This window comes from Methylobacterium sp. J-068 (assembly GCF_022829445.1).
GTDB lineage: Bacteria > Pseudomonadota > Alphaproteobacteria > Rhizobiales > Beijerinckiaceae > Methylobacterium.
This window is the reverse complement of record NZ_JAKSXY010000059.1, coordinates 99,392-112,990: the sequence shown is the minus strand read 5'-3', so window position 1 is coordinate 112,990 and position 13,599 is coordinate 99,392. Positions and strand designations below refer to the sequence as shown.

The window sequence follows — 13,599 nt, the reverse complement described above, 5'->3', positions numbered from 1 at the left end:
GCCGGGTTTTCGCATGTCTGCGACGCCGGCGGAGACACGCCCCGCGACGGGTCAGCGAGGCGCGATGGCGTCCACCACGGCGTCACGCAGCCCGTGCGACATGGCGACGAGTTCGCCGTGCACGGGGTCCGGGCGGTTATACGTGGTCGGCCGTCCCTGGAGATCGCTGACCGAGCCGCCGGCCTCCCGCAGGATCAGGTCGGCGCCGGCCAGATCCCAATCGCGCGCGTTCGGCGAGACCAAGCCCACATCGATGGAGCCCTCGGCCACGCGCACCACCCGAAGGGCCAGGGAGGGCACGCGCTCGACCGTAACGAGTTCGGGCGGCACGCCGTCGCGGGCGGCTCCGCGCGCGAGGCGGTCCATCATCGGCTTTGGCCCGGTCACGCGGGCACCCTCGATGGCCACCTGATCCGAGACCGCGATGGGCTCTCCGTTGCGGGTGGCGCCGGCGCCCGCCACGGCCTCGTAGAACGTGTCCGTCACCGGGGCGTGGACGAAGCCGAGCACGGGCTGGCCCGCCGAGAGCAGCGCCACCGCGATCGACCAGTCGGGATGCCCCGACATGAACGCGCGGGTCCCGTCGATGGGATCGACGATCCAGACGAGGTCCGCCCTCAGGCGCACCGCGTCGTCGCTGGTTTCCTCGGAGAGCCAGGCCGCGCGCGGAAGCAGGGCGCTGAGCCGCACCTTCAGGAACGTGTCCACCGCCACGTCGGCTTCCGTCACCGGCGAGCCCCCGGCCTTGGACCAGACCCGCGCGCCGGTCTGCCGGCCGGCCTTGTAGAAGGGCAGGGCGAGGGCGGCCGCTTCGCGGATCGTTTCGCGGAGCGCCGGAACGAGGGCGTGCGTGGCCTCCGGTGACATCGGGTCGGACATGCGTCTCCGTCGGGTTCTGGCGGGCGATCGCTGCGCTCGAGGTGCCGTCCGTCCCGCAGGCATCGGCGGGGAGGCGTCAGCGGGAAGAGATCGGCGTGGAGCGCGGCGGCCCACCCGTTGTAGGGTGCCCTTGGACTTGTCACAAGCTGAGCCGCGCAGATGTCGATACGGGCCAATGTCTACGATCGCGGCAAGGAAACGTTGAGCATTCCGAGTGCTTCAGCCTCGTCCACACTCGCTTAACGCTCACTCTTAAGGTGCTTGGAGGAGGTTAGATGCAAATCTGCTTGTCATAGACGGGCGGTCCATAGAGATTGCCGACGCCAACAGGGTGTACGAGCCATGAACACTTTCGCGAACATGAATGGCCCTTCGGCGGGTGCCGCTCCGGTCCTCGACATCGCTTCGTCCGCCACCATCTCGACCCTGCCGGTGTTCGGCCGCACGGGCGCCTGGCGCCCGGTCGGCATCGCGCTCGCCTTCGCGGAGGACGATTCGGACGCCTGCGGCGAGGATCGCTTCGACCTCCTGCTCGTCGATGCCGCCGATGCGGTGGTCTCCCGGCTCGGGCCGTTCTGCGAGGAGGAGGTGGTCGCCCTGTGGCGGGATTGCGCGGCCAAGTCCGGGCTGCCCCGGATGATCGTCAAGGAGGACGGGGCTTTGGCGGTGGTCTCGGCGCAGCTCGGCCCGGTGGCCCTCGGCCGCACCCGCATGCGCCGCCGGGTTGGCCTGCTCAACGGCCGTCGTCCGCGCTTCCTCGTGCGCCGCAAGACCGGCGCGCTGCCGGTGCGCCCACTGATCCACCGCGAGAGCGAGATCATCTCCGGCGCCCGCTGCTGAGGGCGAGGCCTCAGCCGGAGACGAGGTGGCGGATCAGCGCGTCCGCCGCGAGACCCAGGAACAGGATCAGGCCCGCATCCCGGTTGGAGCGGAACAGGCCGAGCGCTCCGCGCCCGTCGCGCGTGTCGAGCCGCAGCACCTGTCTCGCGAGATGTCCGGCGAACAGCCCCACCCCGACGAGTCCGGCGAGGCCGGTGCCGGCCAGGATCGCGGCCGCTCCGATCAGCGCGGCACTGGCCCCGTAGCAGAGACCGATCGCCCCCCGCATCCGGCGCCCGAAGAAGCGGGCCGAGGAGCGGATGCCCGCGATCTCGTCGTCCTCGATGTCCTGCACCGCGTAGATCGTGTCGTAACCGACCACCCACGCGATGGTGCCGCCGTAGAGCAGCAGGGCCGGCGCATCGAGGCGCCCGAACACCGCGACCCAGCCCATCAGCGCGCCCCACGCGAAGGCGAGGCCGAGAACCGCCTGTGGCACCGGCATCACCCGCTTCATGAAGGGGTAGATCGCCACCGGCACCAGCGACGCGATGCCGACCAGGATGGCGGTGCGGTTGAACTGCAGCAGCACCGCGAGGCCGACCAGCGCCTGCGCCACCAGGAACAGCGCGGCCTGTCGCGTCCGCACCTGTCCCGAGGGCAGGGGACGCGAGCGGGTGCGCTCCACCTGCGCGTCGAGGTCGCGGTCGGCGATGTCGTTGTAGGTCGAGCCCGCACCCCGCATGGCCACCGCGCCGATGAAGAACAGCGCGAGGTGGGCCGGGTCGGGATAGGCCGCGCCGGAGGCGATGGCGGCGAGGGCCGCGGACCACCAGCACGGCAGCAGCAACAGCCACCAGCCGATCGGCCGGTCGATCCGCGCCAGCCGCAGGTAGGGACGCACGGCGCGCGGGGCGCGGCGATCGACCCAGTGTCCCCGCACCGCATCGGCGACGCGGTGCTCGGCGTCCGGCGCAGTCACGCCGTCCACGAGCGGGATGCCGGGCGCGGTCTTGTCACGAGCTGGAGCGTCGGGTGACGAGTTCGCACCGGATCAGAGTGCGCCCTGGGGCATCTTCAGGCTGCCGGTGAGGCCCGGACCGCCGAGCAGGCCGCCGCCGCCGCCATTCTGCGCCTGGGCCTTGGCCTGCGCCTCCATCTTCGAGGCCTGGGCGGCGATGCCGCAGATCTTGGTGCGGATGCCCGAGACCTTGTTGTGATCGGCCTTGAAGCCCTCGGCGAAGGAATCCGGGATCGAGCACCATTCCTTGTTGGCGGCGATCCACTTCATGCCGGAGGTGCCGTTGGCCTGCAGCTTGCCGAACAGGGCGCAGGCCTCGGCCGGCGTCATCTTCTTCTTCGAGCCCGAGGCGGCGTTCGCCTTGGCGACGAGATCCTTGCGCTCCTGGAGCGTCTGCTGGATGGCGCCGCACTCGGCGTTCTGCGCGAAGGCCTGGCCGCTGAAGAGGCCCGCGCCGACGACGGCCAGGGCCGCGATGGTCTTGAACGACATGCCTTGAGATCCTTTCTCCCCCAATCCACGCCCCCGGCGGGTTCGAGCCCGGACCGGTTGCGGAATTGCCTGATTCGCGTCGGGATGCGCTCGAAGATCCCGCGCGACCCGTCCCTGTTGCCGTTTCGGCATAGGAATGTGGCGTCTTTCGAGCCGCAAACCCCGTGGCGCGATCGGGCGTGGATTCCCGGCGCAATGTTGCGGCGTGTTGCGCTTTCGCATCAGCCCGCCGCCAGGGCCGCATCCGCGTTGACAGGGCCCGAGCGGCACGCGACCACGCGCAGCATGGCCGCCTACGATTTCACCGCTCCCCGCCTCCACGTGGAGGCCGACCTCGTCGCGGGCGCGACGCTCCCCCTCGATCGAGCCCAGGCGAATTACCTCCTCAACGTGTTGCGGCGCGGCCCGGACGATCCCGTGCTGCTGTTCAACGGCCGCGACGGCGAGTGGCGGGCGGAGATCGCGCCGACCGGCCGCAAGAGCGCCGACCTGATCGTGCGGGAGCGCACACGCCGGCAGCCGCCCCGGCCCGACCTCCACTACCTGTTCGCTCCTCTCAAGACCGCGCGGCTGGATTACATGGCGCAGAAGGCCGTGGAGATGGGCGCGGGCACCCTGGTGCCCGTCTTCACCCGATACACGCAAGGCGAGCGGCTCAACGCCGACCGGATCCGGGCCAACGCCGTCGAGGCGGCCGAGCAATGCGGCATCCTCAGCCTGCCCGAACTGGCCGAGGCGGTGAAGCTCCCGGCGGCGCTGGCGGCGCTCAACCCGTTGCGCCTGCTGGTGTTCTGCGACGAGGACGCGGCCGTCTCCGACCCCGTCCTGGCCCTGCGGCAGGCGGCTGACCCGGCCTCGCCGCCCCCGCTCGCCGTGCTGGTCGGACCGGAGGGCGGCTTCGCGCCGGAGGAGCGCGCGCTGATCCTGGCGCGTCCCAACACCGTGGCCCTGTCGCTGGGCCCGCGCATCCTGCGGGCCGACACGGCGGCCGTTTCCGTGCTCGCCCTGGTCCAGGCGGTGCTGGGCGACGCACGCTGAGGCTGCGGGACGCCGCGTTGTTCGCGCCCGTCCGCTGGCCTATGGAGCAGGGTATCCCGACAGGGGCCACGCCGCTGCGGTCCGGTGCGCCTCTCCTCTGAACGACCTTCGATACGAGGCAGCGCATGGCGCGCGATACGTCCGACACGACGCCCCTGACCACGCGGGACGAACTCATCGCGTGGTTCGCCGAGGGCGAGAAGCCGCGCGAACGCTTCGCGATCGGCACCGAGCACGAGAAGGTGCCGTTCTACCGCGACGGGAACCGGCCGGTGCCCTATGCCGGCGAGACCGGCATCCGGGCGCTGCTCGAGGGCCTGGGGCGCGAGACCGGCTGGGAGGCCATCGAGGATGCGGGCCACCTCATCGGCCTCGCGGGTGCCGAGGGTGGGGCGATCTCCCTGGAGCCCGGCGGGCAGTTCGAGCTCTCGGGCGCGCCGCTGCCCGACGTGCACGCCACGGCGGCGGAGCTGCGCGCGCATCTCGAGGCCACGGCGCGGGTCGCCGATCCCCTCGGCATCGGTTTCCTCGATCTCGGCATGAGCCCGAAATGGACTCAGGGTGAAACGCCCGTGATGCCGAAGAGCCGCTACCGGATCATGGCGGGCTACATGCCCAAGGTCGGCAACCTCGGCCTCGACATGATGCTGCGCACCGCCACCGTCCAGGTGAATCTCGACTTCGCCTCGGAGGCCGACATGGTCGCCAAGATGCGCGTCGCCCTGGCGCTGCAGCCGGTGGCGACCGCCCTCTTCGCCAACTCGCCCTTCACCGACGGCCGCCCGAACGGCTTCCTCTCCCGACGCTCCGAGATCTGGCGGGATACGGACGCGCAGCGCACCGGCATGCTGCCCCGCGCCTTCGAGCCCGGCTTCGGTTACGAATCCTACGTCGACTGGTTGCTCGACATGCCGATGTATTTCGTGAAGCGCGGCGAGACCTATCACGACGTCTCCGGCGCCTCGTTCCGCGACCTGATGGCCGGGCGCCTCGCCGCCCTGCCGGGCGAGCGTGCCACGGTCTCGGACTGGGCCAACCACGCCTCGACCGCCTTCCCCGAAGTCCGGCTCAAGCGCTTCATCGAGATGCGCGGCGCCGATGTCGGCGGTCCGGCCATGATCGCCGCGCAGGCCGCCTTCTGGGTCGGGCTCCTCTACGACGAGACCGCCCTCGCCGCCGCCTGGGACATCGCCAAGGGCTGGAACGCCTGCGACCGCGAGAGCCTGCGCGCCACCGTGCCGCGCCTCGGCCTCGCCGCGCGCATCGCGGGGCGTCCCCTCGGCGCCGTCGCGGCCGAAGTGCTCGCCATCGCCCGCGCGGGGCTCTCAGCCCGCGCGCGCCGGGATGCGCAGGGGCGGGACGAGACCCGGTACCTTCAGCCCCTGGAGGCCATCGTGGCCGCCGGCCGCTCCCTCGCCGAGGAGCGCCTCGCCGATTACGAGGGCCCCTGGCAGCGCTCCGTGGAACCGGCTTTCACCGCCTGCGTGTTCTGAGGAGGCGACGCGGTCGCCGCATCGCCGTCCGGATGGCGCGGGAGGATAGCGTCGCGCGCGGCATCGTCGTCCCGGGCGGGGAGAACGCGCGGCCGCCCCGCGAATGTGCTTGAACGCACCCGGTTTCGAAGCTTGACTGTGGCGATTCTGGAACGGATCGCCAACTTTGCCGTTTCCAGGCTAACTTCACCCTGAGACGGAGAACGCTCGCATGTCGCGAATTTTGTCCCTCGCCCTCGCCGGCACCACCGCCATCGGTCTGTCGGCCGGCTCCTTCACCGCGGCGCAGGCCGCGCCGCTGCCGGCCCTGAATGCCGGACAGGTCGCCGGCGGTAACGCGAGCGTCGAGAACGTCCGTTATCGCGGCTACGGCGGTTACGGTCGCTACGGCGGCGGTTACGGCCGTGGCTATTACGGCGGCTATCGTCGCGGCCCCGGCGTCGGCGGCGCCCTCGCGGCCGGTGCGGCCCTCGGCATCATCGGCGGCGCCATCGCCGCCAGCCAGGCGCCCCGCTACGGCTACTACGACGGTGGCTACGCCGGTGTCGGCTACGGCGGCGGCTACGGCTACCGTGCCCCCGCCTACGGCTATTACAGCGCCCCCGCCTACGGATACGGTGCGCCGGCCTATGGCTATGGCTACCCGGCCTACGGTTACGGTTACTGAGTGCTCGACCTTCCGGGTGCCCTGGCACCCGGGCGGCCCTCGCGTGAATCCCGTTTCCGGCTGCCGCCGGGGGCGGGATTTTTCTGTCGAAGCCGGTCGTGTCCTGCTCTAGGTCTCCCGCGTGAGGGGCTGCGGGGCGAGGCGGGTGCATGAATACGGACGAGGCCGGCGGACCGACGCACCTCGATCTCAGCGGCCTGAAATGCCCGCTGCCGACCCTGCGCACCCGCAAGGCGCTGCGCCTCCTTCCGCCCGGCGGCGTGCTCACCGTGATCTGCACCGATCCCATGGCGGCCATCGACATTCCGAACCTCGTGCGCGAGGCCGGCGATGCGTTGCTGAGCCAGGAGCGGAGCGCGACGCACCTGTCCTTCACAATCCGCAAGGCCGTGGCCGAAATCCCGCAGGTCCCGCCTCATTGATGCGACAACCCGCTGCTAGGTCCCCCTCGTCTTGGCCGCTTCTCGGAAGGCGGTTCGCTGAGGGGAGAACAGCATGGCGCCGATCATCCGCGGCACCCGGATCGTGCACGATGGCTGGAGCCGGTTCCTCGTCGCCGAGGTGACGATGCCGGACGGGACCCGCCTCGCGCGCGAGATCGAGGATCACGGACGCGCCGTCGCGGTCCTTCCCTACGATCCGACCCGCAGGGTGGCGCTCCTCGTCGAGCAGTTCCGCACGCCGGCCTTCTATGCCGCCGGCATCGCCAGCATCCTCGAAGCACCGGCCGGCCTGCTCGACGAATCGGAGCCGGAGGAGGGCGCCCGCCGCGAGGCCTACGAGGAGACCGGGGTGCGCCTCGGCGCGCTCGAACCGGTCACCTGCGGCTGGAGCATGCCGGGAATCTCCACCGAGCAGATGGACCTGTACCTGGCCGCCTACGAAGCGTCCGACCGGACGGGCCGCGGCGGCGGCGTCGCCGGCGAGCACGAGGACATCACCGTCCACGAGATCCCGCTGGCCGAACTCGCCGCGCGCAGCGACCGGGGCGAACTGACGGACCTGAAGACCCTGGCGCTCGTGCTCACCCTGCGGCTGAGGCGGCCGGAGCTGTTCGCGGTCGGGTGAGGGACCGGCGCGTCATGCCGAATCCGGTCGCTCCCCTCGGGACGGCGGATTCGGGCTTCGCTCAGGCGCCGCGCGGGCTGAGCGAGACCGTCTCGGCTTCGAACGGGCGGAGCCGGTCTCAATAGGATTTCGGCGTGCGGTGCGCCGATGCGGCGGCCGGTTCGAGCTCCTTGCGCCGGCCGTTGCGAAGCGTCCGGATCCCGATCCCGAGCAGGCGCCACGAGCGCACGAAGTAGCGCCGGAACAGGCGTCGCGGCGCGTGCAGGAAGCGGAAGAACCATTCCAGCCCCGCCCGCTGCATGAAGACGGGCGCGCGTGGCACCAGGCCGGCCGCGACGTTGAGGGCCTCGCCGACGGCGAGCACCACGGGCGTCCCCAGGGCCATCCCCTGGCGGGTGACCCAGATCTCGGAATGCGGGGCCCCGACGCCGAGGACGAGCAGGGTGGTCCGGTGCGCGCGGATGGCCCCGGTGAGCCGCCGGCCATAGGCCTCGTCGTTCTCGAAGCCGTAGGGCGGCACGGTGACGGCGATGCCCGTGCGCTCGGCGCCCGCCGCCACGAGGCGCTCGGTCAGGTGCTCGCCGACGGCCGCCGTGGCGCAGATGAGATAGATCCGCCGACCGGCGGGCCAGGGCTCGGCGAAGGCGGCCGCCACGAGGTCGTGGCCGGTGACCCGCCGCGCGCCGCGCGCCCCGCGCAGGCGCGCGAGCCAGACCAGGGGCATTCCGTCGAGGGTGCGGGCGACCGCGCCCTCGTAGGCGTCCCGGAACGCCGCGTTCTCCGCCAGCGTCACGACGTGGTCTAGGTTGGCGGTGACGACGAGGCGCGGCCGCGTCGCGGGCTGGGCGGCGGCCACGCCGAGGATGTCGGCGGCGTTGCCCGGCGTGAAGGTGATGTCGAACAGGCGAACGGTCATGCTGTCCTCGCTCGCGGGTCGCCCACGGCCGTGATCGTCATCCGATGCCATTCCGATCTCATGACGATCCTGGTGCGAAGCGGTTTCGGTGCGGGTCGATCCTGTCGCCGGGAGCGGCTCGCACGATGGGGCGGGGCCTCGTCCACCTCGGGACGCGGCCGGGAGGCGGCCGCGATCCGAGGAGAATCGTGGCGATGCCGGCTACGCATCGACGGCGCGGAAGCTTCGCGCGCCCTTGACGGGAGCAGGCGGGGGGCGCCGGTCGTGGTGCCGGTCGCGGCGGGAGCCGCGCAGCAGGGCGAACCCGGCGCCGAGGCCGAGCCCGGCCAGAAGCGCGACGGGCAGGACGACCTTGGGCGAGGGCGGCCAGGTCCGCAGGCGCGGGGGGGTCGCCGACGAGATAACCCGCACGTTGGAGCTGTTCAGGCGCTCCTGCTCGTTGGTCTCGCGCGAGCGGCGCAGGAAGGGCTCGTAGACCGCGCGGCGGGATTCGAGCTCACGCTCGAGCTCGCGCAGGCCCACATTGGCGCGGTCGTTTCCGGCGGTCTCGGCCTTGGCCCGGTCGAGGCTGCGGCGAACCGCGGCCTCGCTCGCCACCGCGCGGTCGTAGTCCTTCTGCGAGGTGTCGATGATGCGCTCCTTCTCGCGCTGGATCAGGCGCTGGAGGTCGCGCTGCTGGGCATATTGCTCGGCCATGGCGGGGTGGCGGTCGCCGAGCCGCGTGGCGAGTTCGGCGGTGTTGCGCGAGAGCGTGGCGTATTGCTGACGCAGGTTCTGCATCTCCAGGGATTGCAGCATCTCGGGCAGGGCGGTGCCGGCCTCGCCGGTCCGCATGTGCCGGGCCTGGTCGAGGCGGGCCTTGGCCTCGGAGGTGCGCAGGTTGGCACCGACGAGCTGCTGGTTCAGGTCGCTCAGCTGCTGGTCGCTGAGAAGCCGGCCGCTCGTCGTCACGAGCTTGTTCGCCTCGCGGTACTGAAGGACCTTGCGCTCCGCCTCCTCGACGCCCTGGCGGAGGCTGGCGAGGCGGCCCGTGAGGGCGTCCGAGGCGCGCCGGGCCGCCTCGGTCCGGGCCCCCGCCTCCTCGGCGAAGTAGGCGTCGGCGATCGCGTTGGCGATCCGGGCGGATTTCTCGGGGTCCCAGGTCTGGACGTAGACGTCGATGACGAAGGTGCGCTCCGCCCGCCGCACGCCGAGCTTGAGCCGCAGGGTATCGAGGGCGATGTTGACGGGATCGCGGCTGCCCTGCGGCGTCTCCATGCCCAGCAGCGCCTTGAGGCGGACGACCAGCGGATTGGTCGAGGGGGGCAGGACGAATTCCTCGTCCCGCGTCAGGTCGAGGCGCTCGACCACCCGGCGCAGGACGTTGTCGGACTGGATCACCCGCGCCTGGCTCTCGGCGATCGACACGCCGCTATCGGCCTGCGGCTGGCGGTTGCTGAGGTCGTTGGCGATCACCGGAAGGTCCGCCGGATCGACCAGGATCTGCGTGTTGGCCGTGTAGGTCGGGCGGGCGAGGTTCAGCACCGCCACGGCGAGGATGACCGCGCCGAGGCCGCCGAGCACGATGTACCAGCCGCCGCGCCAGAGGCGCCGCAGGATCTCGCGCGCGTCGGGGCCGGTTGCGCGCGGCGTCTCCATGGTCACCGGCTCGCCACTGATCGGGCTTCCGAAGTCGAACATCTGTCCCGTCTCCTGACGTGTCCTTCGCCTTCAGCGATGGCCAAGCGCCCTCCTGAATGCACCTGTCCCATCCCGCCCGCATTCCGTGTCAGATCGGGACACGAAGTCATTGGAATGTTACCGGTTTCTTAATTGTCGCAGTCCTCGTGCCAAGGCGTCGTGCGGTTCTAAAGCTGCCGTGGGTGCGTGCCCCGGCCTCGGGATGATGCCGCCGGATCGCGGGGCGGCGCCACGCGGCGAATGGCGCAGGCCGATCTCGCGGCGGGGATGGGTCGGGGCGGCGTCCATCCCGTCAGCCCACGACCGCGTCCGGCGCATCCGCGTAGGCCGATGCACCCACACGCAGATACCGCGCGAAGCGCGCGGCATCGGCCGCCGCCAGTTCGTTCCAGCGCCGGACATTCGCCCGCGAGGCATCGGGCACGAGCGCGAAGGACGGGGCGAAGACCCAATCCCGGATCGCCGCCGCCGCGACCTCGGGCTCGCCCGGATCGATGAACAGGCCGGACGCGCCGAGCACTTCCGAGAAGACCGGTCCGTGGGGCGCGACGATCGGCAGGCCGCCGTGCTGGACCTCGAGCAGGGGCAGGCCGAGCCCTTCCGCCTTCGAGGTGGAGAGAAGGAGGTGGCAGCTTTCGGCGAGCCGGCGCAGGGCCGCGTCGTCGCGGTAGCCGTGCAGGGTCAGGAACGGGGGCGGGGCCGCGAGGAAATCGTGGCGTCCCCAGCCGACCCGGCCGACGACGTGCAATTCCGTGTTCACCCCGGCGGCGTTGAGGGCCGCCGCGATGGCGATGGCGGCCGGGTAGTCCTTGCGCGGCTCGATGGTGCCGATCGCCAGGAGGCGGAGCGGTTCGCCCGCCCTCGGCCCCGGGGCGGGGACCATGCCGGCCAAGCCGAACACGTCGCGGACCGCCGGGCGGAGCAGGGCGACCAGGGCCTCTGCCCGGCAGAAGGCGCGCACGGCGATCCCGGTGGTCCGGGAATTGACGAGGAAGCAGCGCCCGAACCGCAGCGCGACGGCAAAGCTCGGGGCCATGTAGAGCCGGCTCTTCCAGCTCAGGTCCTGCGGGCGGGTGAGCAGGAAGGTGTCGTGGATGTAGGCGATGCCGCGCCGGCCCAGCAGCAGCGTCGCGAGGGGGCCGGGCGGAAATCCGGGAAAGATCACGCGCGCGTGCCGATCGCGGAGCGCCCGCAGGGGGAGGCCGATCTGCTGGGCCAGGATCATCCGCGCGACGCCCGTCGCGCGGACCGGCACCACCGGGTGCGGCCGCAGCGTCCCGGCGCCGAACAGGTCGATCGCGATCCGCTCGATGCCGGTGACATGGCTGCGCAGGTGGGTGTGGTCGACGTAGATCCGATCCGGGGCCGTCGCCCGTGCGGGCGCGCTCGAGATCCGTTCCGCCGCGCCTCTCCCCGCGCCGAGGCCCGACCGCGCCCAGGCCCTCACGCGGACCCCCGCATAGAGTCCCCGGCGCAGCCAGAGCGGCAGGCCGCGCCCGAGCACGGCCTGCTTCAGCCGTCGCGCGGCGCGGATGGCCGGGCCGGAGGCGGCCGGCACGGTGCCGCTGCGGCCGGGGGCCCGATCCCGCGCCATGGCGAAGTGCGCGAGCATCGCGGGCGCGAAGCGGATGCGCCCGTGGCCGGCGTCGGCGGGCAGGATGCCCCGCGCCACCAGGACCGCTTCGAACCGCATCGCGGCCGCCGCGTGGCTGTTGCGGCCCTCGACGGCGAGGCGGCCGAGGGCGCCGAGGCGCCCGCGCGCGGGCGCGTCGGCGATCAGGGCCCGCAGGGCGGCTTCGAGGGCCTCGGGCTCCGGCTCGGTGAGGTGGCCGGACACGCCGTCGATCACCGCCGTGGTCAGGCCCGTCGACCGGTAGGCCACGGTCGGCGTGCCGCAGAGGGCCGCCTCCACGGGCGTCTGGCCCAGCGTCTCGTTGCGGCTCGCGGTGATGTAGATGTCGCAGGCGCCGTACCAGCGCGCCAGGCTGTCCTCGTCGCCGATCGGCCCCGCCGCCACGAGGTTCGGCAACCCGAACGCGGCCGGATCGTCGAGCCGTCCCACCGCGACGAAGCCGATGCCCGGCCCGGCGACCCGGCGCAGGATCGCGGCGAGTTCGGCCGCGCCCTTGCCCGGCGCGTCGGCGATGACGGCGGCGAACATCACCAGGACGTCGCCGGCCGGCAGGCCGAGTTCGCGGCGCAGGGCCGCACGGTCGCCCGGCCTGAACACCCCGGTGGGGAAGCCGAGGCCGATGCGATCGATGCGCGTGCCGGCCGGCGCGAGCCGGCGCGCGATGGTCTCGGTCCAGTCGGAATTGGCGAGCAGGAGCGGCGCCCGGGGGCCGGTGAGCCGCAAGCGCTTGTCCGCGAAGGCGGCCGCGATCCGGTTCGGTGCCAGTTGCGGGTAGGCGGTGGGGGAGGGGCAGCGCGCGTCGCAGCCCTCCGCGATGACCGTGCAATCGCCCGGAAAGGCACAGCGCCCGGTCAGCGGGAACAGGTCGTGCAGGATGGCGGCGACGGGGACGTGGCCTGCGAGCCGCTCCAGGATTCCGAGGCTCCGGGTGGCGCCATGGAGGTTTCCGGCCAGAACCAGATCGAACCCCCCCTCCCCGATGCGTGCCTCGGCCCGCGGGAAGCGCTCCGTCCATTCCGCCGCCGCCGGGGGCGACTCGTCCGCCAGCACGACGTCCGTGATGCGGTGGCCCGCCAGGGTCAGGGCCTCGGCCAACCGCCGGTGGCCGATGCCGGCACCCCCACCGTAGCCGCGGTCGGTCAGGACCGCGATGGACAGGCCGGGCGGCAGCGGCGCGATGCGATCCGCCAGGGCGCGCTGGAGGAGCACGGGCCGGCCGATGCGCGCGAGCCGGGCGCCGGTTCCGGCGAGGCGCGGCCACAACGCGGCGACCGGATGGATCGCGTCGCGGTCGAAACCACCGGCCCGCGCCACCAGGGCGCGCGACAGCAGCATCTCGCCGCCGGTGAAGGGCGCCAGCGGGCCCTCGGGGGCGGCCCCGTCGCTGAGCGGACCCTCCATCGCGGGGGCGTCGAGGCCCAGCGGCCGCGAGCCGAAGACCAGCCGCAGGCCGGCGACGATCTCGGCGCCGTCGAGGGCGGCCGCGAGGCACAGGGCCGCGATCGCATCCGGCGCCAGCATGTCGCCCGGCCGCAGCAGCAGCAGAGCATCGAAGGCCGGGTCGGACACCGCCTCGGCGAGGCGTGCCGCCGCCGCGCCGTCCCTCGGGACGACGTCGTGCCGCAGACCCGTATAGGCCTGACCCCGAACGGAGGCGCGGGTCGCGTCGAGCCCGGGCGTCTCCGGTTCGGCGAGGGTCAGGATGCGGACGCGGGGCCAGGGTCGGCCATCCGGCAAGGCATGGGCCTGCCAAGGCTGCGCCGGTCCGGCGCCGAAGGGCCAGTCGGCGATGCCGTGGGCGTCCGGGCCGAAGGCCGCGGCCTCCGGGGCCGGGTCCCTTCTCCCTGAGGCTGGCTCGAGCCGGTTCGTCACGCTGCGCCGATCATCTGCCGT

At 72.5% G+C, this 13,599-nt stretch carries 12 protein-coding genes; 6 read left to right on the top strand and 6 right to left on the bottom strand.

Translation table 11 applies throughout. The features are described 5' to 3' along the window. Positions 1 to 51 precede the first annotated feature (51 nt). Positions 52 to 879 carry a 3'(2'),5'-bisphosphate nucleotidase CysQ gene (locus tag MKK54_RS06730; RefSeq protein WP_244010016.1) on the bottom strand — a complete coding sequence of 276 codons (828 nt, stop codon included), beginning with the start codon at positions 877 to 879 and terminating at the stop codon, positions 52 to 54. 342 nt (positions 880 to 1,221) lie between these two features. On the opposite strand from MKK54_RS06730, the gene MKK54_RS06725 reads away from it, so the two are divergent. Then, positions 1,222 to 1,719 carry a DUF6101 family protein gene (locus MKK54_RS06725; RefSeq protein ID WP_244010015.1) on the top strand — a complete coding sequence of 166 codons (498 nt, stop codon included), beginning with the start codon at positions 1,222 to 1,224 and terminating at the stop codon, positions 1,717 to 1,719. A 10-nt stretch (positions 1,720 to 1,729) separates the two neighbouring features. Here MKK54_RS06725 and ubiA read toward each other — a convergent pair whose 3' ends face one another. Continuing rightward, positions 1,730 to 2,689, bottom strand: coding sequence for a 4-hydroxybenzoate octaprenyltransferase (gene ubiA, locus MKK54_RS06720; protein ID WP_244010014.1), 960 nt, complete (start codon positions 2,687 to 2,689; stop codon positions 1,730 to 1,732). Between the two features lie 63 nt (positions 2,690 to 2,752). Next, positions 2,753 to 3,211 (bottom strand): hypothetical protein, encoded by a 459-nt coding sequence (locus MKK54_RS06715; RefSeq protein WP_244010013.1) that lies wholly within the window; start codon positions 3,209 to 3,211, stop codon positions 2,753 to 2,755. A gap of 285 nt (positions 3,212 to 3,496) precedes the next feature. Here MKK54_RS06715 and MKK54_RS06710 point away from each other — a divergent pair, with 285 nt between their 5' ends. From MKK54_RS06710 to MKK54_RS06690, 5 genes are all read left to right on the top strand, one after another. Beyond that, entirely contained in the window at positions 3,497 to 4,249 is a 753-nt protein-coding gene (locus MKK54_RS06710) for a 16S rRNA (uracil(1498)-N(3))-methyltransferase (RefSeq protein ID WP_244010012.1), read from the top strand. A 125-nt stretch (positions 4,250 to 4,374) separates the two neighbouring features. After that, entirely contained in the window at positions 4,375 to 5,742 is a 1,368-nt protein-coding gene (locus MKK54_RS06705) for a glutamate--cysteine ligase (protein ID WP_244010011.1), read from the top strand. Positions 5,743 to 5,953: 211 nt separating this feature from the next. Further along, positions 5,954 to 6,409, top strand: a complete 456-nt coding sequence (locus tag MKK54_RS06700; RefSeq protein ID WP_244010010.1) for a hypothetical protein — start codon at positions 5,954 to 5,956, stop codon at positions 6,407 to 6,409. A gap of 149 nt (positions 6,410 to 6,558) precedes the next feature. After that, entirely contained in the window at positions 6,559 to 6,831 is a 273-nt protein-coding gene (locus MKK54_RS06695; RefSeq protein WP_244010009.1) for a sulfurtransferase TusA family protein, read from the top strand. Between the two features lie 73 nt (positions 6,832 to 6,904). Beyond that, complete coding sequence (locus MKK54_RS06690; RefSeq protein ID WP_244010008.1) at positions 6,905 to 7,477, top strand: NUDIX domain-containing protein; 573 nt, start codon at positions 6,905 to 6,907, stop codon at positions 7,475 to 7,477. A gap of 118 nt (positions 7,478 to 7,595) precedes the next feature. Here MKK54_RS06690 and MKK54_RS06685 read toward each other — a convergent pair whose 3' ends face one another. From MKK54_RS06685 to MKK54_RS24640, 3 genes are all read right to left on the bottom strand, one after another. Continuing rightward, the gene (locus tag MKK54_RS06685; protein ID WP_244010007.1) at positions 7,596 to 8,393 is read right to left on the bottom strand and encodes a WecB/TagA/CpsF family glycosyltransferase; all 798 of its coding nucleotides are present in this window, start codon (positions 8,391 to 8,393) and stop codon (positions 7,596 to 7,598) included. Between the two features lie 201 nt (positions 8,394 to 8,594). Then, complete coding sequence (locus tag MKK54_RS06680) at positions 8,595 to 10,073, bottom strand: GumC family protein (protein ID WP_244010006.1); 1,479 nt, start codon at positions 10,071 to 10,073, stop codon at positions 8,595 to 8,597. Positions 10,074 to 10,365: 292 nt separating this feature from the next. Next, positions 10,366 to 13,578, bottom strand: a complete 3,213-nt coding sequence (locus MKK54_RS24640) for a glycosyltransferase (RefSeq protein WP_244010005.1) — start codon at positions 13,576 to 13,578, stop codon at positions 10,366 to 10,368. Between the last annotated feature and the right edge of the window lie 21 nt (positions 13,579 to 13,599).